General features: G+C 40.7%; 24 protein-coding genes. 16 read left to right on the top strand and 8 right to left on the bottom strand.

Features of this window, described 5'->3' with window-relative positions; all coding sequences use genetic code 11:
- Position 1: 1 nt before the first annotated feature.
- The 4 genes from OWEHO_RS01030 (at position 2) to OWEHO_RS01015 (ending at position 2,655) form a co-directional block, all read left to right on the top strand.
- Positions 2–796 carry a (Fe-S)-binding protein gene (locus tag OWEHO_RS01030; RefSeq protein WP_014200589.1) on the top strand — a complete coding sequence of 265 codons (795 nt, stop codon included), beginning with the start codon at positions 2–4 and terminating at the stop codon, positions 794–796.
- 27 nt (positions 797–823) lie between these two features.
- Positions 824–1,321: a hypothetical protein gene (locus tag OWEHO_RS01025; protein ID WP_014200588.1), complete on the top strand. Its 498-nt coding sequence runs from the start codon at positions 824–826 to the stop codon at positions 1,319–1,321.
- 72 nt (positions 1,322–1,393) lie between these two features.
- Positions 1,394–1,993: a hypothetical protein gene (locus tag OWEHO_RS01020; RefSeq protein ID WP_014200587.1), complete on the top strand. Its 600-nt coding sequence runs from the start codon at positions 1,394–1,396 to the stop codon at positions 1,991–1,993.
- Between the two features lie 26 nt (positions 1,994–2,019).
- Positions 2,020–2,655 carry a hypothetical protein gene (locus tag OWEHO_RS01015; protein ID WP_014200586.1) on the top strand — a complete coding sequence of 212 codons (636 nt, stop codon included), beginning with the start codon at positions 2,020–2,022 and terminating at the stop codon, positions 2,653–2,655.
- Here the strand turns inward: OWEHO_RS01015 and OWEHO_RS01010 are convergent.
- From OWEHO_RS01010 to OWEHO_RS00985, 6 genes are all read right to left on the bottom strand, one after another.
- Complete coding sequence (locus tag OWEHO_RS01010; RefSeq protein WP_014200585.1) at positions 2,652–3,290, bottom strand: alpha/beta fold hydrolase; 639 nt, start codon at positions 3,288–3,290, stop codon at positions 2,652–2,654. The genes OWEHO_RS01015 and OWEHO_RS01010 overlap by 4 nt on opposite strands.
- The gene (locus OWEHO_RS01005) at positions 3,287–4,090 is read right to left on the bottom strand and encodes an inositol monophosphatase family protein (RefSeq protein ID WP_041627770.1); all 804 of its coding nucleotides are present in this window, start codon (positions 4,088–4,090) and stop codon (positions 3,287–3,289) included. The genes OWEHO_RS01010 and OWEHO_RS01005 overlap by 4 nt, the downstream gene beginning before the upstream one ends.
- A 19-nt stretch (positions 4,091–4,109) precedes the next feature.
- Positions 4,110–5,450, bottom strand: coding sequence for a tRNA (N(6)-L-threonylcarbamoyladenosine(37)-C(2))-methylthiotransferase MtaB (gene mtaB / locus OWEHO_RS01000; protein ID WP_014200583.1), 1,341 nt, complete (start codon positions 5,448–5,450; stop codon positions 4,110–4,112).
- 180 nt (positions 5,451–5,630) lie between these two features.
- Positions 5,631–6,062, bottom strand: a complete 432-nt coding sequence (locus tag OWEHO_RS00995) for a DUF2059 domain-containing protein (RefSeq protein WP_169312746.1) — start codon at positions 6,060–6,062, stop codon at positions 5,631–5,633.
- Between the two features lie 58 nt (positions 6,063–6,120).
- On the bottom strand, positions 6,121–6,591 hold the full coding sequence (locus tag OWEHO_RS00990) for a DUF4112 domain-containing protein (protein ID WP_014200581.1): 471 nt from the start codon (positions 6,589–6,591) through the stop codon (positions 6,121–6,123).
- A gap of 5 nt (positions 6,592–6,596) precedes the next feature.
- Positions 6,597–7,205, bottom strand: coding sequence for a glutathione peroxidase (locus OWEHO_RS00985; RefSeq protein ID WP_014200580.1), 609 nt, complete (start codon positions 7,203–7,205; stop codon positions 6,597–6,599).
- Between the two features lie 155 nt (positions 7,206–7,360).
- Here OWEHO_RS00985 and OWEHO_RS00980 point away from each other — a divergent pair, with 155 nt between their 5' ends.
- The 5 genes from OWEHO_RS00980 (at position 7,361) to ccsA (OWEHO_RS00960) (ending at position 11,902) form a co-directional block, all read left to right on the top strand.
- Complete coding sequence (locus tag OWEHO_RS00980) at positions 7,361–8,017, top strand: heme exporter protein CcmB (RefSeq protein ID WP_014200579.1); 657 nt, start codon at positions 7,361–7,363, stop codon at positions 8,015–8,017.
- Positions 8,018–8,026: 9 nt separating this feature from the next.
- Positions 8,027–8,686 (top strand): cytochrome c biogenesis protein CcsA, encoded by a 660-nt coding sequence (gene ccsA / locus OWEHO_RS00975; protein ID WP_014200578.1) that lies wholly within the window; start codon positions 8,027–8,029, stop codon positions 8,684–8,686.
- 1 nt (position 8,687) lies between these two features.
- Positions 8,688–8,900, top strand: a complete 213-nt coding sequence (locus OWEHO_RS00970; RefSeq protein ID WP_014200577.1) for a CcmD family protein — start codon at positions 8,688–8,690, stop codon at positions 8,898–8,900.
- 2 nt (positions 8,901–8,902) lie between these two features.
- On the top strand, positions 8,903–9,295 hold the full coding sequence (locus OWEHO_RS00965) for a cytochrome c maturation protein CcmE domain-containing protein (RefSeq protein WP_014200576.1): 393 nt from the start codon (positions 8,903–8,905) through the stop codon (positions 9,293–9,295).
- Between the two features lie 180 nt (positions 9,296–9,475).
- A complete protein-coding gene (ccsA, locus tag OWEHO_RS00960) occupies positions 9,476–11,902 on the top strand; it encodes a cytochrome c biogenesis protein CcsA (RefSeq protein ID WP_014200575.1) in 2,427 nt (808 codons plus the stop codon).
- A 342-nt stretch (positions 11,903–12,244) separates the two neighbouring features.
- On the opposite strand, the gene OWEHO_RS00955 is transcribed toward ccsA (OWEHO_RS00960), so the two are convergent.
- Positions 12,245–13,543: an APC family permease gene (locus OWEHO_RS00955; protein ID WP_014200574.1), complete on the bottom strand. Its 1,299-nt coding sequence runs from the start codon at positions 13,541–13,543 to the stop codon at positions 12,245–12,247.
- 141 nt (positions 13,544–13,684) lie between these two features.
- On the opposite strand from OWEHO_RS00955, the gene OWEHO_RS00950 reads away from it, so the two are divergent.
- The 4 genes from OWEHO_RS00950 (at position 13,685) to OWEHO_RS00935 (ending at position 16,159) form a co-directional block, all read left to right on the top strand.
- Entirely contained in the window at positions 13,685–14,395 is a 711-nt protein-coding gene (locus OWEHO_RS00950; protein WP_014200573.1) for a hypothetical protein, read from the top strand.
- A 9-nt stretch (positions 14,396–14,404) separates the two neighbouring features.
- Positions 14,405–14,809 (top strand): putative signal transducing protein, encoded by a 405-nt coding sequence (locus OWEHO_RS00945; protein WP_014200572.1) that lies wholly within the window; start codon positions 14,405–14,407, stop codon positions 14,807–14,809.
- 107 nt (positions 14,810–14,916) lie between these two features.
- Positions 14,917–15,582, top strand: a complete 666-nt coding sequence (locus tag OWEHO_RS00940; protein ID WP_014200571.1) for an MBL fold metallo-hydrolase — start codon at positions 14,917–14,919, stop codon at positions 15,580–15,582.
- A 1-nt stretch (position 15,583) separates the two neighbouring features.
- The gene (locus OWEHO_RS00935; protein WP_014200570.1) at positions 15,584–16,159 is read left to right on the top strand and encodes a YdeI/OmpD-associated family protein; all 576 of its coding nucleotides are present in this window, start codon (positions 15,584–15,586) and stop codon (positions 16,157–16,159) included.
- Positions 16,160–16,169: 10 nt separating this feature from the next.
- Here OWEHO_RS00935 and OWEHO_RS00930 read toward each other — a convergent pair whose 3' ends face one another.
- Complete coding sequence (locus OWEHO_RS00930; RefSeq protein ID WP_014200569.1) at positions 16,170–18,044, bottom strand: T9SS type B sorting domain-containing protein; 1,875 nt, start codon at positions 18,042–18,044, stop codon at positions 16,170–16,172.
- A gap of 199 nt (positions 18,045–18,243) precedes the next feature.
- Between OWEHO_RS00930 and OWEHO_RS00925 the strand changes: the two genes are divergently transcribed.
- From OWEHO_RS00925 to OWEHO_RS00915, 3 genes are read left to right on the top strand one after another with little or no spacing between them, the layout of a single operon-like run.
- Complete coding sequence (locus tag OWEHO_RS00925; RefSeq protein ID WP_014200568.1) at positions 18,244–18,993, top strand: Rossmann-like and DUF2520 domain-containing protein; 750 nt, start codon at positions 18,244–18,246, stop codon at positions 18,991–18,993.
- Positions 18,977–19,510 (top strand): KdsC family phosphatase, encoded by a 534-nt coding sequence (locus tag OWEHO_RS00920; protein ID WP_014200567.1) that lies wholly within the window; start codon positions 18,977–18,979, stop codon positions 19,508–19,510. Before OWEHO_RS00925 ends, OWEHO_RS00920 begins: the two co-directional genes overlap by 17 nt.
- Positions 19,510–20,433, top strand: a complete 924-nt coding sequence (locus OWEHO_RS00915) for a geranylgeranylglycerol-phosphate geranylgeranyltransferase (protein WP_014200566.1) — start codon at positions 19,510–19,512, stop codon at positions 20,431–20,433. The genes OWEHO_RS00920 and OWEHO_RS00915 overlap by 1 nt, the downstream gene beginning before the upstream one ends.
- The last annotated feature ends 68 nt before the right edge of the window (positions 20,434–20,501 follow it).

Raw genomic sequence — 20,501 nt, 5'->3', positions numbered from 1 at the left:
GATGGAAACCGAAACTATAAAAGTGCCAACCATGGCCGAAATGATGGCCTCCGGAACCAAACCAGACGTACTATTTTGGGTAGGTTGCTCCGGAAGTTTTGATGATCGAGCTAAGAAAATAACCAAGGCTTTTGTAAAAATACTCAACAAGGCCAACGTAAATTTTGCGGTGCTTGGCGCAGAAGAAAGTTGCACAGGAGATCCTGCCAAACGTGCCGGGAACGAGTTTCTATTTATGATGCAAGCCATGGCCAATATTCAGGTGTTGGATGCTTATGAAATCACCCAAATTGTAACCACTTGCCCTCACTGTTTTAATACGATGGCAAACGAGTATCCTGAGCTTGGCGGAAATTATAAAGTGATGCATCACACTACTTTTATCAACAACCTGCTTAAGGATGGGAAAATTTCAATTTCTGGAGGACCTTACAAGGGCAAGCGCATTACATATCATGACCCATGCTACCTTGGTCGTGCTAATGGCATATATGAAGCACCTCGCGAACTAATTCAAAAATTGGATGCAGAGCTTGTAGAAATGCGAAGATGCAAAAGCAATGGTTTGTGCTGCGGTGCTGGTGGTGCTCAAATGTTTAAAGAACCAGAACCAGGTAAAAAAGACATAAATGTAGAACGTACCGAGGAAGCCATCGAAACAAAGCCTGATGTAATTGCAGCTGGTTGCCCATTTTGCAACACAATGATGACAGATGGTGTGAAAAATAGTGAACTTGAAGGATCGCTACCCGTACTTGATTTGGCAGAAATGATTGCCGAAGCCCAAGACCTTTAATCTAATTATACCTATACTTTCTATACTATGTACGCTGACTTTGACAATATGCCTGATAACTCCAGAGTTTGGATCTATCAAGCCACTGACTTTATGCCCTTTGAAATAACTGAAAGGGTGAGTGCTCGAATGATCAACTTTATAGAAAGCTGGCAAGCTCATGGTAAGGATTTAGAAGCCTCTTTTCGTATTTTTTACGATCGCTTTGTAGTAATCATTTTAAGTGAGGATAGCTACCAAGCTACTGGATGCTCCATTGACAAATTGGTGCATCAAATACAAAGCTTAGAAAATGAGCTTAAGATTTCGCTGATGGATCGCACCCAAATTGCATTCCGTGACAGCGAAAATACCATGATCGACACTATGCATATGGTAAATTTCAGAGCGGCATTAGAAAGTGGTGATTTAGATGAAAACACAACTGTGTTCAATAATTTGGTGGAAACCAAAGGGCAATTCAATACCCAGTGGGAAGTACCTGTACGTTTAAGCTGGCATAAACAGTGGCTCCCGATCGCGTAATTTTTTCCTTACCTGCCCCAACTATTTCATACCTTTCATCGTTAGGAAATTAGAAACAAATTAAACTAAACGATGAAGAAACTTTTTGCTCTTCTATTTATCACCTCTTTAGGTTCGGAAATAGTGCAGGCACAATCCTCTAATGAGTCAGAAATGGGTTTTTTACGACTAGAGGCTACGGCAGGCATATACACTACTAAAGATATCTTTACAGATATTGAATATCCCACCAGTGGCGTATGGGGCAAAAATGCCACAGGAACTTACTTTCTGGGAATTTCGTTTTTTAGATACAAGAAACTCGAAGTAGGGGTTTCCGCTGGCTATCAAAAAGCTTATATCTCAAATCCCGTGTATAGTTTTGATTATAATACTGGGATAAACATTGAAGACAATCTGGATGTGACATATCTTACCTTCATTCCCAATGTGCGACTAAATTGGGTCAGCTCGGAGGATAATAAATTTGAAATGTACTCTTCATTTGGATTAGGCCTCACTAATGTTAGGGAAGATTATGAGGTTCAAACCTTTAGAGATGACTCCTATCTTATTCCAGCTTTTGATATTACAGGATTCGGAATTCGTTTAGGAAATAAGTTTGGCGGATTTATGGAAGTGGGCTTTGGTACCAAAGGCCTCATGCGTGCAGGGCTATCCCTTAGATTGTAATTAGCTAACCTCAAAACTATAGTATTATGAAAAAGCTTATCACTCTAGGCATCCTTACTATTTCTGCTTTTCCACTATTTAGTCAAGTTACTGAAATCGGCTTCTTAAGAGCGGAAGTTTCTATTGGAGTCTTTAGTCTCAATGATAAATACATCGTTGGTTTTGAAGATAATCCTAATAATTATTATTACAACCCATCAACTACCACTACTACAATTGGCTGGGAAACTAGTGATAACTCATCTCCAGTATTTTTTGCCGATGTATCCTTTTTTAGATACAAAAAGTTGGAAGTTGGTGTAAACCTTGGTTACCAACAGCTATCTACCAACAAGGCATTTTATGGAAACCCCGACCCTAATACAGGAATTTACCCCCTTGAAACTGTAACCATTGATGTGTTCAGTTTTATGCCAGAGCTAAGAATAAACTGGCTTACTGCTGCCGATGGTAAATTTGAAATGTATTCAGGCGCCAGCTTTGGTTTGAGTTTTCTTAATGAAGAACATTCCGTAAATACCAGTGAAAATGAATCTTACAAACAGCCTACCATTCATGTAAATGGATTGGGTCTTCGCTTTGGAGATAAGTTTGGAGGATTCCTTGAATTAGGTTTTGGTGCTCGAGGCTTTATGAGTTGTGGACTTTCGTACCGATATTAACTTTCTAAATATCGATTGATCAAATCAGATATTTCTTTCGGATTATTCAATACCATTAAATGACCGCCACCTTTTATCAGGGTGGCGTTTTTTATGTTTTTGGCGGGAAGTAATCTTTCAGCCGTACCATGAATGTGCAAATATGGAAAGTCACCTGCACCATCCCAGTTTGCCATTTTATCTATTGACCATCCAAAAACCTTTTTGTCAATTTGAGCAACCATACTTTTAAATTTTACATCTGCATTTTTGCCAGTTAAGGTCAAAATCCGGCTCAAGCTAAATGCCAGTTTCTTGAATACAACATTGGGAACAAGTTTATACAATCCAGTCCTGAAGGCCAATCTAATGCGTAAGGGAAACTCATTTTGATTTTTGACAGTTGAAATCAAAACCAATTTTTCGGGTTTAAGTGTTTTAGTAATTTCCTGAGCGCACACTCCCCCAAAACTTAAACCACCCAAACAAAAATCTTCTGAAGTGTCAATTTTAGAACTAAGTCTTTGGACATAACTTGAAAGAGACTCATTATCTAATGGCATTTTCCAAGAAATGTGGATAACATCGGCATTAAGTTTTAGCCGCTCAAAAACTCGCCTATCAGCACCTAGTCCACTAATTAAATAAAGCTTCATGAATCACCTTGCATGTGTTCACTCACCTCTGTATATAACTCATCAAACATTGCCGAAGAGCAGGCTAAAATTTCACCTCCAAATAGAAAGTTATCTCCTTTGGAATAATCAGTCACTTTGCCACCTGCTTCGGTTACTAGTAGTGCACCTGCCGCTACATCCCATGGACTAAGTCCATATTCAAAAAAGCCATCAAAACGGCCGCAAGCCACATAGGCCAAATCGGTAGCAGCAGAACCTAGTCGCCTTACTCCTCTTGTTTTTGTAAAAAGCTGGCTCAGTAAATTCAGAAAGCTTTTCATTCTGTCAAAATCATAATAAGGAAAACCTGTAGCCAAAAGTGTATCCTTTAGCTCAGCGGTTTTTTTCACCTGAATGGGCTTACCATTTAAGGATGCCCCTCCTCCTTTTGTGGCGCTAAACATTTCCTTTTGGCCTAGCTCGTAAACAACACCAAGCACTACCTCATCACCATCCATTAAAGCTATGGAAATAGCAAAAACAGGAAGATTGTGTAGAAAGTTAGTGGTGCCATCTAGTGGGTCAATCACCCAATTGTAGCGCTTACCGCGAATAGATTCCGTGTCTTCTTCAGCAATAAAACCAGCTTCTGAAATCAATGGCTTTACACCATCCACGATCATTTTTTCGGCAGTTTTATCTACATAACTCACCAAGCTATTCAGGCTTTTAAGCTCCACTTCTTCTGCAGAAACACTATTTCTCTCCTTCAAAATAAAATCACCAGTGCTTCTGGTAATATCTTCTACAGCTTGTAATAGCTCCTTAAGTTGCAACATATGGTTTGGGTTTATTGGCTTAGGCATTCACCATTTCAGGAATAGCTTCCTCAAATCGAACAATACCATCTTCACCAATATCTTTTAGAATTATCTTTTTACGTGTGTTTACCAATTCAGGATCCCAATGTGTTTTTACCTTCACATAGTTTTCAGTAAAACCTGTAATGTAACCATCTTTAAAGTTCCCTTCAAAAAGCACTTCACGACTTGTGCCCAGCTGACTTTCGTAAAATGCTCTTCGCTTTTTGGCCGAAAGTACACGTAGCATTTTGCTTCTTTTTTTGCGAACAGCATAATCTACTGCTCCATCCATTTCTGCGGCAAGCGTATTATCACGCTCGCTGTAGGTAAATACATGAAGGTAGCTTATGTCAAGGTCATTTAGAAAATTATAGGTTTCCATAAAGAGTTCCTCTGTCTCACCAGGAAATCCGGTGATAACATCAACTCCTATGCAGCAATCAGGAATGAAGCTTTTGATTGTAGCCACACGTTCTGAATACAATTCAGACTGATAGCGTCTACGCATTTTTTTAAGCAATTCGTTAGAGCCACTTTGCAGTGGAATATGAAAATGTGGTACAAATCGCTTGGACTGCCCCACAAACCTTATGGTTTCATCCTTTAGAAGATTTGGCTCAATTGATGAAATCCTAAATCTATCTATTCCTTCCACTTCATCCAAAGCTTGAACGAGTTCTAAAAAGGTATGTTCATGGCGTTTATTGCCAAACTCTCCTTTTCCATAGTCACCAATGTTTACTCCAGTAAGTACAATCTCCTTAGCACCTTCTTCTACAATCTTACGAGCGTTTGAAAGTACATTTTCCAAGGTATCACTCCTTGAAATTCCTCTTGCCAACGGTATTGTACAATAGGTACATTTATAATCACAACCATCCTGAACCTTTAGAAAAGCACGGGTACGATCGCCAATAGAATAAGATCCAACATAAAAGTCGGCCTCATCTATTTCGCATGAATGCACCTCGCCCAAATCATTTTTGGTGAGATCATTCAAGTAATCTGTGATTTTGAATTTTTCGGTAGCTCCAAGTACCAAATCCACCCCTTGAATATCCGCAATTTCCTCGGGCTTCAATTGGGCATAGCAGCCAACAATCACTGTAAATGCATCAGGATTTGCCTTCAAAGCTTGCTTTACCCAATGCTTGCATTCTTTGTCAGCATTGTGTGTTACCGAACATGTATTAATCACATAAACATCCGCAGGCTCCGAGAAGTTAACCTCTTCAAAACCATTCGCTTTAAAATCACGCGCTATGGTGCTGGTTTCCGAGAAATTGAGCTTGCAGCCCAAAGTATGAAACGCCACTTTTTTTCCATTCCACTTCATGGCCGCAAAAGTAGGTAGTTTTTAGAGAGTTAAAAAGTCAGCTAATGCTAAAGTGGCGTTTCATAAAGGATATTGATAATCGGGCTTATTTCATTTCATTGCCCTCTTTTGGAGAGAGGTAATTATATACCAACCCTAATGAGTTAAATAATCAATAAAGCGCTGGGCAACACGTAAGGCTTAATAACCTTTTCTCTCCATTCTCTTCACTACCTTTTTTGCAAGGTCTTCTCCCCACTTTCTGCCCACATTCATGGAATCTTCTAATATCCCAGATTGCACCTGTGTCATCTTTTGACCAATATCAGATTTGTAAAATTCAATAAGTGCTAGTATGTCTTCGAGAGTATAATAGTCATCGTAAATAGGCACTATCATATCTACCAAATCATTTGGGTTAACCTCTTGACGAACCTCTTCCCAAAACTCGGTAGGCACATTAGGGTAAATATCTCTAAATGAAACTAGCATTTTATCCAATGCCTGAATGCCTAGCTTGGCAGATCCTGTAAGCTCCAGCAAAGTTCGAATATCTTTTTCCTTGTCTTTCTTTTGTCCAAAACCAATTTGTGAGGTCGCGGTAATCAATAAAATAAAGAGGTATTTTTTCATTTCAGGAATTATATGTTCGTTGATGTTGTGAGCAAATAAACAAAAATGACCCATATTTTTAGGTAAACAATCCCACCACCCAATTCACAAACCATACAAATGCATACACTATCATTACCATTGTAATAATGAAAAGTGCCAAAACGGATAGCCAAATTCCTTTTCCACTTCCCCGATGCTTATCTTCCAGCAAATACTCTTGAGTAAGCCGAAGGTTGCGCTCATTGGCTTTGTAAAAGAAATCCCAAATCTGGCCAATAAGTGGAATGGCCCCAATGGCTGAATCCAAAAGTACATTCAAAATAAGCTTAGCGCGAAGCTCACCGCTAGAGCCATTCCTCAAAAGAGAAACTACCAGCAGAAATTGAAACCCCATGGACACGGCATCACCTAATCCGGGTATGAGTCCAATTATTGGGTCTAGCCCAAAACTAAAATTAGTGCCGGGTATTTTGAAATTCGAATCCAAAATTTGGGCATAACGTCTGGCCCATTTTAGGGAGCTTAGTTCTCTTTTATGTTCCGTCATCAGGACTATTTCCCTTCTGCAAAATTCATAATCTCCTCATCCAAAGGTGAAGTCTTACTACCATAATGCGCCACCCATTTTCCGTTTTCGTCTACCAAAAACTTGTTGAAGTTCCAACTCACCTTGGCATCATCCACTCCATTTTGGTCCTTGTGGGTAAGCCATGAATATACTTCATGTTGGTCATCTCCCTTTACCGGAGTTTTGTCCATCATAGGAAAAGTAACCCCGTAATTTTTTTCGCAAAATGTGGCAATTTCCTCATTGCTTCCCGGCTCCTGCTTTCCAAAATCATTTGATGGAAATCCAATAATGGTGAATTTCTCTCCACCAAACTCTTTATAAAGTTCTTGAAGCTGTTCGTACTGCGGAGTAAAACCGCACTCACTAGCGGTGTTTACAATCAGTACACGCTTACCTTGTAGATTAGAAAAATCAAACTCCTCACCCGTCAGGGTTTTGGTTTTAAAGTCATAAAAACTCATTTCTTCCATCGTGTTTTCAGTGTTTATAGCTAATTCTACAGTTTCCTGACTTGCGCTTGCCGTTGGTTCAGTTCGATTGCAAGCTGTCAAAATTCCAAATCCTGCAAAAGCCAATACTATATTTCTCATGGTCTGTTTTATAAAAGATGTAATGCAAAATAACCGCTTTACGCGGAATATGTTTTGACAATCCAAATCATTATTTCTAACCGACAAGCTACAATCTGGAGAGATTCTAAATAATATCATTATGCCCATCCTAATTTGTAATCTACCTTTGCCCGATGCTGGTACAGATAGTGGAAATATTTAAGCTCAACTTTACGCTGGAATGGCGTAGAAAGCAAAGCTTTTTGGGTGTAGTACTTTATGTGCTTACCACTGTATATCTGGCTTATCTCGTATTTAGCGGTGTTATCACTCCCGAAGTTTGGAATGCTCTTTTTTGGGTGATTTTAATCTTCGCCTCGCTACAAGCGGCCTTCCGTAGTTTTCAAAATGAGGCCGACCGCAGATTCCTACTTTACTTTGGGATGGTAAAGCCTCAAGTACTCATTATTGGCAAAACGCTTTACAACTTCTTTTATATGTTCAGTATTGGCCTGTTGGCCACTTTGGTATTTACCTTTTTGTTGGGAAATCCCATTGCCAGCCCGGGCGCCTTTATTTCGATATTATTGATTGCATCCGCAGGGTTTTCGGCTATCCTCACTTTTGTATCAGGTTTAGCGGCAAAAGCCGGAGATAATCCAGCCTTGCCTGCAATCTTAAGCATACCTCTTTTGTACCCACAAGTACTTACCCTTAGCAAGGTGAGCATACGGGCACTTACAGGTTTTGCATGGGACATTAATGCCCCGCTGTTATTGGTTTTATCGATGTTGGCAGTAGTTACTTGCCTTCTGTCTTATTTGTTATTTGCCTACCTTTGGCGCGACTAAAAAAATGGAATGAAAAAGCACTGGTGGAAAGCCCTTGGCGTCCTTTTAGTACTCTATACAATCGTTTTTGGTTTTACGGGTGAAGTACCCCGTTTACCTATCCTAAACGAAACCATTCGAAACCTTTATTTTCACGTTACCATGTGGTTTTCCATGGTGATTTTGATGACCAGTTCTTTGGTGTACAGCATCAAGTATTTGCGCAATGGAGATTTGTATGCTGACCTAAAAGGAAAAGAATTGGCCATCACTGGTTTTTTTATGGCGTCACTCGGACTGCTCACAGGAGCTGTTTGGGCAAAATTCACTTGGGGAACCTGGTGGACCAATGACCCAAAACTCAATGGTACTGCGGTAACCATGCTGATATATTTGGCCTACTTTGTGCTAAGAGGGTCGGTTGATGATCCTCAAAAAAGAGGGAGACTTTCGGCTGTGTACAACATATTTGCCTACGTAATGATGATTGTATTTATTGGTATCCTCCCAAGGCTTACCGATAGCCTTCATCCTGGCAATGGCGGTAATCCTGGTTTTGGTGGCTATGACCTTGACGGAACCATGCGCATTGTGTTTTATCCGGCAATTATCGGGTGGACACTTATTGGTTTATGGATTACCAGCTTGAAAATCAGATATCAAAAATTACTCTGGAAAAAAGATGTTTAAAATGTCAAAATATTGGTTAGGTTTTTGTGCTATGCTTTTTAGCGGAATGCTGGCTGCACAATCGCAAATGCCCGAAGTAGAAATGGCGGACGCCATGCGTGCAAATGGTAAAATATATGTAGTAGTAGCGGTGCTTTGCGTACTGTTTGTTGGAATTACACTTTACCTCATCAGCATCGATCGCAAATTGAGAAAACTGGAAAAAGAAGCTTAAACATGAAACGTTCACACATTGCCATCATCGTAACTATTGCTGTAGCCATCGGAGCTATTATGGTTACTATTAATGATGCCTCCACTTACGTGGGATTTGCTAAAGCAGATGAAACTCCCGGCACTAAATACACCGTAATCGGCTATCTGGACAAAGAAGCGCCAATGAATTACGATGCTCGTGCCAATAAGTTTGAGTTTACAGCTATTGATAAAGAAGGTAAAAAACGTACTGTGTTTTACTCACAACCTAAGCCTCAGGATTTTGAACGTAGTGAAGAAATTACCATGAAGGGATATTCTACCGATAGCGCCTTTGTGGCTGAAGAAATTTTGATGAAGTGCCCTTCAAAATACAATGAGCAAAATGAGGTAGCCGGATACGGCACTTACTAGGCGAAGACCAATTAAAAGTTGAAGGTTATAAGTTTAAAGTTTTTACAACAGATAACCCCAATAATTTAACGTATTCTTCCCCCTTATTTTTTTAAAAAAAAATTTGAATTTTCCGGTTTAGTGCTTGTTTAGAGTTTAGCATTTCGGATTTAGAATTTCCCCGCCCTTAGAAAATATTACATGGAGTACGTAGGAGAACATTTATTACCCGGTCAGTTAGGACGTCTTTTTGTGAGCCTAGCTTTTGTTGGTGCCGTGGTAGCCGCAATTGCTTATTATTTCTTTATACAAAACAAGCAGAACTCTTTTAAGAAACTAGCACGTGTTAGTTTTCTGGTTCATGTGGGCTCTGTGTTTGGCATCGTTCTTACGCTCTTCTACCTCCTGCTCAGTCACTACTTTGAGTACGATTATGTGTGGAAACACTCCAGTATGGAACTTCCGTTCAAATATGTGTTTAGCGCCTTTTGGGAAGGCCAGGAAGGAAGTTTTATCCTTTGGCTTTTCTGGCATGCTGTATTAGGCACAATCCTAATGTTTACCGCCAAAAAGTGGGAAGCTCCCGCCATGATTGTATTTGCGCTTGTGCAGGCATTTTTGGCCAGCATGATTTTAGGTATCTATCCTTTTGGTTTAAAAATAGGAAGCAGCCCATTTGTGCTTATGCGAAATGTGCCCGAAAACATTGGGTTACCGTGGACAGAAGTTTCGGATTACCTTCTGCGCTTCCCTGGTTTTATGGACGGTACCGGACTTAATCCTTTGCTTCAAAACTATTGGATGACCATCCACCCGCCAACCCTGTTTTTAGGGTTTGCCTCTACCCTTGTGCCGTTCGCCTTTGCAATGGCAGCTTTGTTCAATAAAGAGTACAAAGGATGGGTAAAGCCTGCTATTCCGTGGGCTTATTTTAGTGTACTTATTTTAGGAGTTGGTATTTTGATGGGTGGCGCCTGGGCTTATGAAGCATTGAGCTTTGGTGGATTCTGGGCTTGGGATCCGGTAGAAAACTCATCCCTCGTTCCTTGGATTGTGATGGTAGGTGCCGCTCACCTTTTACTTATCGTAAAAAACAGAAAGACAGGACTGACCAGCGCTTTCTTCATGACCTTGCTGTCTTTCCTATTAATTCTGTACAGTACATTCCTAACCAGAAGCGGTGTTCTTGGGGATTCATCCGTTCATGCTTTTGTGGATTTAGGATTGAGCGGCCAGCTCCTTATTTACCTCCTATTCTTTATCGTTATCGCTTTCGGTATGTTCTTTTACAGATACAAAGGCATTCCAAAAAGCAAGAAAGACGATGAACTGAGCTCTCGTGAATTTTGGATGTTTATCGGTAGCCTTGTGCTTTTAATTGCAGCTTTCCAGATTATCTTCAGTACTTCTATTCCTGTGATAAACCAGCTTATAGGCCCTGAAGGATTAGTACCTATGATGAGTGATAAGATGGCTCCACCTCTTGATGCTATTGACCATTACAACAGCTTTCAGGTTCCTTTTTCTATTGTAATTGCATTGCTTATCGCCTTTGGTCAGTTTTTGAATTACCGCCATACTTCAGCCAAAAAGTTTTGGAAAAATATCAGCCTTTCTATTTTGGTAGGCGCTGGTATTACTGCCCTTTTCGCTACAGCGTATGACTTTTGGCAAGAGCCACTTTACCTTATTCTTCTCTTTACAGGAATATTTGCCACGGTGAGCAATATCGATTATTGGTTGCGCATTGGTCGCGGAAATATGTCCATTGGAGGTGCTAGTATTGCTCACGTTGGTTTTGCGATGATTCTTATTGGCTCTTTGATTTCTAATGCCAAAAAAGAAGTAATTAGTGAGACCAATGTTTTCCTTTCTGAAGATTTACCATCAAATGAAAATGCACTACTTGAGCTTGCTGACACCGTAAAGCTGGGGCAATACATGGCCATTTGGAATGGAATGCGTGATGAAGACAACAAACAGTTTTACGATGTAACCTATTACGATACTCAAGCCGATGGCAGCCTGAAAGAGACTTTTGCCTTGGAGCCTTTCCTGCAAATGAGCGACCAAATGGGGCCTACACCAAACCCCAGCACCAAGCATTATTGGAACAAAGATATTTATACCCACGTTACCTATTCTTCTTACTTAGAGCCCCGCACTGATGATGGCTACTCTGGTGAAGTAGAAGCTGAGTTTAACCGTGGTGATACGGTAATTTATGAGCAGCACTTTATAGTGATGGACAGTTTGCAGGTAAATGCAGCCATGAATGAAGAAACGGGTGAAATGGCCTTCCTTAAGCTTACCGCCAAAATGCGCATCATAAACGTACTTGGCGAAACGTATGAAGTAGCTCCGGAATACATTCTGGATGGAAACATGCTTTCGCATGAAGACGTGTACATGGAGCAACAGGGTTTCAAAATTCGCTTTAGTGATGTAAACACCGAAAACAACAAAATCAAAATCACGCTTTGGACAAAAGTACCGGAAGATGAAAAGCCTTTTATCGTAATGAAAGCCATCGTTTTCCCATTGATTAATTTGCTTTGGGCAGGATGTATCCTAATGGCATTTGGTACAGGTATCGCTATTTGGCAGAGGGTGAAGAGGGAGAAGTAGTTGACTTGTTAATTGGTTGAATAGTTATTCGGTAGCCTGTCTGGCACGGAAAATCTGTAATTAGATTCTAAAAAGATCTGCTCTGTAAGCCTAGTTTTAAAATGGCCTTTTGATTTTTTTTGTAAAAACCAAGTGCAGCGAAACGTAGAAAAATAAGCAGCCGCAGGCCTTTTATTTTTCAGTGAAGCGAAATGTAGGTTTTAGAAAAAATTCAAGCAGCCTAGACCTTTTGGTTCGTTTTGGGGCAATGCCAAAATGAACAAATCATTTCAATCCACCCTCCCCCTGCGGGTACTCCCGCCAGCGGGAGATATTCCTCCGAATTACAATTTCACTATACCCCTACTCCCTACTCTTTTTTCTCTTCCAAGCTTCACTTCTTTTGTATATCCACTCCATTACAAAACAAATCAGCACCACCGAAACAGCCACAATCACCCCCGTTGGGTTATCTCCATATTGCTGAACAATAAGAGCTACCAAAGCAAAACTGCAAAAAAGAAAACCGCTAATTGGAATTACTTTATTTCCATTGATCGCTGAAGCTTTTTTGAACCCCACAAAATTTACCACCGCAAAAATGAGCAGGAAGCCCACACTACCTGCGGTGGAAATACTTTTCAACTCCAGCGTGTTTACGGCTATTAAGGTTACTACTGCTGTAATCATCAAGCCAACCGGCTGATTCCAAAGATTACTCGTGAGTTCATGCGGAAGCTCATCATCCTGGGCTATTTCGAAGCTCACACGGGTGCCGCCATACAAGGATGCATTGATTGCCGAAAAGGTGGAAATAAGCGCGGCTACCGTAATTATTGTAAAACCTACTTGGCCCAAAAGCGGTTTTGCAGCTTCGGCTAAAACGTAATCTTCGGCAGATGCTATTTCGCTAAAAGGCAATGAGCCCACCGTAACTATTGCTATGATGATGTATAGCAAAATCACGAAACCCACCGAGTAATAATACGCTTTGGGAATATTCTTTTTAGGGTTTTCAATATCAGGGGCGGCATTGGCGATAAGCTCAAAACCTTCATAAGCCACAAAAATCACCATTCCGCCTACCAAAAGATTAAAGGGTGCTTCCCAGCTTTCGGGAGACAATTGAGGTAAATTTTCATTGCCCAAAAGGCCATAGGCACCAATCACAACAAAGCCCAGAAGTATCACCAGCTTAATGATTACCGCATAAGATTCGATGGCGCCAACCACCTTTATACTATAATAATTGATTAGTGTAGCAATAATGATAATTGCACTTGAAAATAAGTGTGCATCCAAAGCTCTATCGCCTGTAAGGCTAAGCAGATTGGGCGCATACGAACCAAAAGCCGATGAATACAAAGCCAACATAATGATGTAGCTCACCCACAGTAAGTTGTTGATGGCTCCACTAAAAGTACTTTGCCCAAAACCTTCGTTTACAAACTTCACCGTGCCGCCTCTATCGGAGTAAGCCAAAGAAAGTTTTACATAACTGTAAGAAGTAATCAGCGCAATGAGCCCCGCAAAAAGAAACGCTACCGGAGTGCCTCCTTTAGCAATGGATACCGCCAAACCCAGCACGGCAAAAATACCACCACCTACCATGCCTCCAATGCCGATTGACATGGCTTCGCGCAAACCTATTTTGTCACTCATACTTTAGCTTTAGTTTTCGAATTTAAGATTTTGGGAGATGTTAACTGGTTGAATGGTTAATTCGTTGAAAAGTTATCGTTACGCACTTATAAGATTGTTACGGAATGTATATTTACCTTTAATAAACATCACTGATTTTACTTGGAATTCAATCCCCCTATACAATCCAGATCTACAACTGAGCTAATTAAAATTGCCAATTATCCTGAAGATTGGAATCCCTTAGCGGTGAAATTCGCAAAAAATGAACTGGCGGAAAGAGGCGTAAGTACTGAAGAACAAAGGATAAAAGTTGAAGCTTGGGATAGACAAGCCAAAATTGAACATTACAAGGAACTACAACGAAGGGCTGTTGAAAGCTTCGGAATTTTGAATTTGATCTGGATGGCTCTAAGATGGCCCAAAACCGTATTGTCAGATTGGAGCTTAAAAAAGGAAGGCTATCACCGTAAACACAAAGAGCGGCTTTATGCAATCGGAGCCGGATTGCTATGCACATTAGCATTTATAACATGGCTTAAGCATGAATCAAAAATCTCACAACAGAAATGGAGGAACAAAGTCAACAGCCAAGATATCTACGAATGGGAAAAAAGCCAATATACCGAAGAAGAAATAGTAAACTTCAGAAAAGAAGCCATCGAACAAGCTATAATTTTGATTCAAGAAAATGAAGCTAAAGGCATTACTACTTTCCTTGTTATGGATAATGATACTCTTTCAAACTTGAAAGTTGAAACATTAAAAGAACTAAGCCCGGGTTCGGTCAAGGATATTATTTTCCAAGATCCCGTAGGTTCTAGCTCCACTGCGTGGATAATTATTAAAACGTTTAAGCAAAAATCTACTTAAGGTAAACTCATGGCTCTAGAAACCCTAAAAACTTTTGACAACTCAGTAGAAGCTCACATTCTAAAAACGAAACTGGAAAGTGAGGGCATCCCTTGCTATCTCTTTGATGAACATACGGTATCTATGAATCCGCTGTACAATGTAACGCTGGGTGGAATAAAACTAAAGATCAATTCGTATGACGCGGTTGATGCATTGGAAGTTCTCCAAAGCATAGAATCGAATCCTGTGACTGATGATGACGACAAAACAATTGTGTGCCCTAAATGCGGTTCAGATAATTATTATTCTGGTTTCAAGTCTATGAAAAGTGTTGGCGGCATTTTAATGGCCACTATTTCCTTATTACTTTCAGTATTTCCCATATTTCTGAAGAACGTTCATAAATGTAAAACTTGTGGAACCGAGTTTTAAGCCTCGCTATCCTATAATTATTCTCAACTAATTATTGTTTCTTTTACAAATGAAAAAACCCGTTCCCGCGCGTTTCCGAACGCGTGGTAAATCAAACTAAAAACTCAATGAAAAACCTCCTTACTCTAACTCTTCTATTTGTCTCTCTCCTTGGCTTCAGCCAAAATGGAGCAATTACAATCAGGCACATTGCCAATGCCGGGCTATACATGACGGACGGGGATTTGAATGTGTATTTCGACTTTCCGTACAAACCCGGTGCTTTTGGCTACACCATTTATGATGAGTCAGAACTGGACAGTATTAAAGAAAATTCCCTATTTCTCTTTACACATAAACATGCAGATCATTACTCCAGAAAACTACTTAGGCAACACGAGGGCGAAGTATATGGCCCATGGAAGTTTTCTAAAAAAGAAGGAAATGGTGGAGAAATTATCAATAACCCAGAGCACAGCTTTTCTGTAAAAGCTTATAAAAACAAACACCGCTTTTCGTTGAGCCATTGCTCCTATCTAATTACCTGGCATGGTAAAACAATCTTTGTTTCAGGTGATGCTGAAAGCCCCGAAACTATTGCTAAAATGGAAAACATGGATTGGGCTTTTGTTCCAGAGTGGCTTCTATATTACGCCAAGCTTGGCAATGTAAATATTGATGCAAATAGGATTGGCATTTATCATTTATACCCTAATGATACCGTGGAAGATGACTACGGAAATAATGTGGTAAACCTTCGAGACCATCAGGAAAAGATCACTTTAAAGTTTTAATATGAAAGACCTTCAACACATCACCCCTACCTCATCCCAAGAATGGCACGACTGGCTAGCAGCCAATCACCAGCGCGAAGAGTTTGTTTGGGTAATTTTCTACAAGGTAAGCTCCGATGTTCCGTCCCTCACTTGGAGCGAAGCGGTAGATGAAGCGCTTTGTTTTGGATGGATAGATAGTACCAAAAAAACCATAGACAAGGAGAAGTATAAACAATACTTCAGCAAGCGAAAAGCAAAGAGCAATTGGTCAAAAATCAATAAGGATAAGATAGATAAGCTCATTGCGGAGAACCGAATGATGGAGGCCGGTTTACAAAGCGTTGAAGTTGCTAAGCAAAATGGTTCATGGACAATTTTGGACGAAGTAGAAGCGCTAATAATGCCAAAGGATTTGGAAGCTGAGCTGATAGCGATACCCGATGCAAAAGACTATTTTGAAGGTTTGAGCAAATCTGCAAAGAAGATACTACTACATTGGGTAATGTCTGCCAAGCGCCCCGAAACGCGCCACAAAAGAATCATTGAAATTGCAGAAAATGCAGCTCAAGGCAACAAGCCTAAAGCTTTCAGATAAAAACAACAAATCAATACCTCATTAAAGTGATCGGCCCTTTGTACCTTATTTCACTTCCACATTGCAGAATAAAATAATAAGTACCATCTGATAATTCATTTCCACCTCGGTCTACCCCAGTCCAGTCGTTACCATAATCATCTTCGCGATAAACCTCTGAACCCCATCGGTTCATTATAAAAATTGAGCAATCGCCATCAGGGTTCAGGTCACCCAAGTCCAAATATTCATTCAATCCATCGCCATTGGGCGTCATAAAATTGATGGGGCCATCTTCGCTAAAAACAATTACCGTCATAGAATCCAGGCCTTCACAGCCCAAGGGGTCAGTTACCTTTACGTAAAGTTTCACCGTATCATCACCTTCGGTGAGCAAGGCGGAAGTTGACGCTTTGAACGGATCACTAAAATCCACCGCTCTGTTGGAATACCAATAATAATTAGTTCCACCAGTAGCATTTACATTCACAAATTCACCTTCTCCAATAGTTTGGTCAGGCCCAGCATCTACGCCTACCGATAGGTTACTCAGTTCTAATGAATCCCTTAAAACCTTCACACAGGAGCCATAGGTAAGCGTAAGCGTAATAATGTGTTTTCCCGGAGAAGTCCAGGTAATAGGGGGTGGCGTTTGCAAAAGTGAAGTGGGGAAATTAGCGTCAGCTCCAAAGTTCCAATCAAAAGTGGAGTTGGCAGGATAGTTACCCAAAGTTTTAAAGTACACCTCATTAGCTTCAAAACAGTAAACACCACTATCGCTGAAATTGGGAATGATCTCATATTTCACCGGGAAAACAATATCTAAGGTATCGCCACAAGGCAGACCTGGGTTGGCGATAAGGCGTACTGTATAATTTCCAGGAACAGTGTAGGTGTATGAAGGGTTAGTTTGGGTAGATGTATCGGCCGTAGTTGATGGATCTCCAAAATCCCACAACAAATCGAAGGCCCCCACACTTTCGGAAGTAAACTGAACGGTAAGGCCATCGCACAATATGTTTGGATCTTCAGCTGGAGTAATCATATCGCTCACCACATTAGTAATACAGGAAGTTACGTTGAACTGATAATCTAAACGCGTGGTGCTCATAAATACCCCATTGCGATATTCGCTTACGCAAACCCCAAAAACGTACTGGCCAATTTGATTAGGTGTACCTGTGAGAACTCCAGTTAGTGGATCAACAGCCATAGCTGGCACTGCCGGTATCGGATTACTACTAGTATATGGCGGCAAAAAAGTAACAGGTGTATAAGGTGGCGGACATGGTGGATTTGGAATTGTAGTAGCACAACCAGCACCTCCTACTGACCCTCCTCCTTCTAGTATGTCGCAAAGCTCAAAATACAAAGAATCTCCATCTGCTTCATTTACATCCAGTTTCAAATTTTGAGGTTCATTGATGCACAACACAATCGGAGCCACGCTGGTATATTCAGGTGAACTATTACAAGTGGTATCCATACTGGGTATGGTGGTGGTGTAAGTATTTCCTACCGCAGCCGCATTTATATTACTAATGGAAGCATTGCGACAACAGCGTTGATGCGAAATCGTGTAACCCCCTACTACTGGTGGAAGTGTAGCCGTGGCCACATATTCTGCATATTCGGTACACAGGCCCGGAGGTGGAGTTATACAAGGATTTCCGGTAGAGTTTGCAGGAACAGGAATAGTAGGCCCCTTGGCTGGATTTAATACTACAAATGGTGAAGCCGTATTATTGGTTTCATAGATGGCAAATCTTGCATTGGCATCAAAGGCGGCACCACCACTGGCACAGTCTCTATATATTCTAAGACGTATTTCGTAATTATTACCGCCTAGGCAGGTATAACTTATATGCCCCCCTACCAAGTGGGCGGAATTGGCTTTAAAAGCCATAATACTTAAAAGGACAGTTAAAAAAGCAAAAACATTACTTCTCAAAATGTTGGGCGTTATGGTATTCAATTTATTGCAAACAGTAAAGATATAATTCTTTACATAGCAATAATACCCTGATTATTTGAACCTCCACTTCATTGAGATTTCGAAAAGCCAAAACAGCTACCATCCTATTTATCCTTCTAACTTTGCCCACATGAAAATCATTCATAAAATTGGGATAATAGGTACCGGCAATGTTGGCTCCTATTTACATTCTGTGTTTGTGGCGCATGGCTTTGCAGCCAAATTGTTTGGTAGAAAACTGAACCCACATGCGCTTGAGGAAGTATATCAAAACTCAGGTGAATTTGACCTCATTTTACTTTGTGTGAATGATGAAGCTATTGCCGAAGTGAGCTCACAGATTGAGCCATCGAATACTATTGTAGCGCATGTTTCGGGGGCCACTCCTCTTTCAGCTATAGCTAAAAAGCATACGAATCGCGGTGTTTTTTATCCTCTTATGAGCTTAAAAGGACATAGTGAAATTGATGCTTCTACCATTCCCTTTTGCCTGGAGGCTAATAATGAAACCACACTCGATGCACTCAAAAAAGTAATTGACTTTATGGGTGCAAAGTGGAATTTGGTAAACTCTGAAGAACGTACGCATTTGCACTTGGCAGCTGTTTTGGCTCATAATTTCAGCAACCACTTACATTACCAAGCCCAGGAAGTGATGAATAATGCGGGTTTAGATTTTAGAATACTTTTGCCACTGCTTGAAAATGCGCTGCAAAGTTTACAGCATACTTCAGCGAAAGACATGCAAACTGGCCCCGCCATTCGGCATGATGAATCGACCATAAACCGACATCTGGACTTACTGCAAGACAATACAACTATTGACATTTATAAACTGCTTACCAAAAGCATACAAGATACTTATGACAAAAAATTATAAGGAGCTTCTCCACCATATCAAAGCCTTTGTATTTGACATTGACGGTGTACTCACCAGCGGCATTTTTCAGATTGGCCCTGATGGCGAACCTATTCGCAACTTAAACAGCAAAGACGGCTATGCCATGCAGCTTGCCGCAAAAAAGGGATTTATTGTAGCGGTAATTTCGGGCGGAAAATGTGAAGGTGTAAAAGCTTCTTTGAAGCGCTTGGGACTTACTGACATTTACATGGGCTCCAGCCACAAAATGGACTCGTGGAAAGATTTCCTTGCGGTATATGAGCACACAGGATTGAAGCCTGAAAACATTTTATACATGGGAGATGATATTCCCGATTATCACGTTATGCTTTCGGCAGGAATCGGTGCTGCACCAGCTAATGCCGTTCCTGAAATTCGGGAAATAGCACAGTATGTTTCTCCAAAAAAAGGTGGCGAAGGCTGTGTGCGTGATGTAATAGAGCAGACGCTTAAGCTGCAGGATAATTGGATGTTGGACGAAGATTTTTCATGGTAATGCTGGCCTTTTTCAAAATAATCCGCTGGCCCAATTTGGCCATTATTGCATTGGTGCAATATCTCATTCGGTTTTTTATTATCGAAAGCCTTAATGTGCCTCATGTACTCAATCACACCTACTTTTTTTTGGGCGTATTGTGTAGTATTACTTTGGCTGCAGCCGGGTATGTAATCAATGATATTTATGATGTAGAAGCAGATACCACCAACAAGCCGGAGCGCATGGCTATTGGGAATGGGCTTACGCTGAATGGTGCCTGGACAATTTATGGTGTGCTCAATGTGATTGCCATTATTTCTGGTTATTTGGTGGCCGGAGCAGCTGGTTTTCAAAGCTTATGGATGCTGCCTGTGGTAGCCATTGCATTATTGTACTTGTATGCTATTGATCTAAAAAAGCGTGTGCTGCTTGGCAATATTTTGGTATCGCTACTTACGGCATTACCGGTTTTTCTGGTGGCTCTGTTTGATGTGTTGCCTGCTGCCAATGCCGAAACAGCCGAAATCATTCAGCCTATATTTTACGTGATTAGCGCCTATGCAGGTTTTGCATTCTACACCAATTTTATTCGAGAAATAATAAAGGATGCCGAAGATGTGGAAGGCGATGACCAGGAAGGATATCGCACATTGGCCATTATTGTTGGTCGAAACTATATCCGCTATGTAATTACCCTCCTTCTGGTAGTCTTGCTGTGCTTTACCGGGGCCTTTAACGTTTACCTTTTTCAAAGCGATGTAGTGTCTTCCGCTTACTTATTGTTGTTTGTAAACGTTCCGATCCTGCTCACCATTCTTAGGGTACTTACCGCAAAAACTAAGGTGGACTTTAAAAAAGCCAGCATACTGATGAAGCTCATTATGCTCACCGGAATTGTAAGTATGGTGGTGTTTACACTGGCCCTGAAGGCGCAGTTTTAAGAAAACCTCAACCTTAAAAAAAATATAAAGCCAGCCAAAAGGATGCTCTCTTTCGGCTGGCTTTTCTT

Origin of the sequence: Owenweeksia hongkongensis DSM 17368, from assembly GCF_000236705.1 — a bacterium.
Taxonomy (GTDB): Bacteria; Bacteroidota; Bacteroidia; order Flavobacteriales; family Schleiferiaceae; genus Owenweeksia; species Owenweeksia hongkongensis.
The sequence above is the reverse complement of the archived record's forward strand: the minus strand, read 5'-3'. Positions and strand labels throughout refer to the sequence as shown.

Coding starts and splice junctions, on each gene's coding strand:
- OWEHO_RS01020 (WP_014200587.1), top strand. CDS start 1,394: ATGAAGAAACTTTTTGCTCTTCTATTTATCACCTCTTTAGGTTCGGAA.
- OWEHO_RS00935 (WP_014200570.1), top strand. CDS start 15,584: ATGAAAGACCTTCAACACATCACCCCTACCTCATCCCAAGAATGGCAC.
- OWEHO_RS00915 (WP_014200566.1), top strand. CDS start 19,510: ATGCTGGCCTTTTTCAAAATAATCCGCTGGCCCAATTTGGCCATTATT.
- OWEHO_RS00970 (WP_014200577.1), top strand. CDS start 8,688: ATGTCAAAATATTGGTTAGGTTTTTGTGCTATGCTTTTTAGCGGAATG.
- OWEHO_RS00920 (WP_014200567.1), top strand. CDS start 18,977: ATGACAAAAAATTATAAGGAGCTTCTCCACCATATCAAAGCCTTTGTA.
- mtaB (WP_014200583.1), bottom strand. CDS start 5,450: ATGAAGTGGAATGGAAAAAAAGTGGCGTTTCATACTTTGGGCTGCAAG.
- OWEHO_RS00925 (WP_014200568.1), top strand. CDS start 18,244: ATGAAAATCATTCATAAAATTGGGATAATAGGTACCGGCAATGTTGGC.
- OWEHO_RS00955 (WP_014200574.1), bottom strand. CDS start 13,543: ATGAGTGACAAAATAGGTTTGCGCGAAGCCATGTCAATCGGCATTGGA.
- OWEHO_RS00980 (WP_014200579.1), top strand. CDS start 7,361: ATGCTGGTACAGATAGTGGAAATATTTAAGCTCAACTTTACGCTGGAA.
- OWEHO_RS01030 (WP_014200589.1), top strand. CDS start 2: ATGGAAACCGAAACTATAAAAGTGCCAACCATGGCCGAAATGATGGCC.
- OWEHO_RS00940 (WP_014200571.1), top strand. CDS start 14,917: ATGAAAAACCTCCTTACTCTAACTCTTCTATTTGTCTCTCTCCTTGGC.
- OWEHO_RS00990 (WP_014200581.1), bottom strand. CDS start 6,591: ATGACGGAACATAAAAGAGAACTAAGCTCCCTAAAATGGGCCAGACGT.
- OWEHO_RS01010 (WP_014200585.1), bottom strand. CDS start 3,290: ATGAAGCTTTATTTAATTAGTGGACTAGGTGCTGATAGGCGAGTTTTT.
- OWEHO_RS01025 (WP_014200588.1), top strand. CDS start 824: ATGTACGCTGACTTTGACAATATGCCTGATAACTCCAGAGTTTGGATC.
- OWEHO_RS00985 (WP_014200580.1), bottom strand. CDS start 7,205: ATGAGAAATATAGTATTGGCTTTTGCAGGATTTGGAATTTTGACAGCT.
- OWEHO_RS00945 (WP_014200572.1), top strand. CDS start 14,405: ATGGCTCTAGAAACCCTAAAAACTTTTGACAACTCAGTAGAAGCTCAC.
- OWEHO_RS01015 (WP_014200586.1), top strand. CDS start 2,020: ATGAAAAAGCTTATCACTCTAGGCATCCTTACTATTTCTGCTTTTCCA.
- OWEHO_RS00965 (WP_014200576.1), top strand. CDS start 8,903: ATGAAACGTTCACACATTGCCATCATCGTAACTATTGCTGTAGCCATC.
- ccsA (WP_014200578.1), top strand. CDS start 8,027: ATGAAAAAGCACTGGTGGAAAGCCCTTGGCGTCCTTTTAGTACTCTAT.
- OWEHO_RS00995 (WP_169312746.1), bottom strand. CDS start 6,062: ATGAAAAAATACCTCTTTATTTTATTGATTACCGCGACCTCACAAATT.
- ccsA (WP_014200575.1), top strand. CDS start 9,476: ATGGAGTACGTAGGAGAACATTTATTACCCGGTCAGTTAGGACGTCTT.
- OWEHO_RS00930 (WP_014200569.1), bottom strand. CDS start 18,044: ATGGCTTTTAAAGCCAATTCCGCCCACTTGGTAGGGGGGCATATAAGT.
- OWEHO_RS01005 (WP_041627770.1), bottom strand. CDS start 4,090: ATGTTGCAACTTAAGGAGCTATTACAAGCTGTAGAAGATATTACCAGA.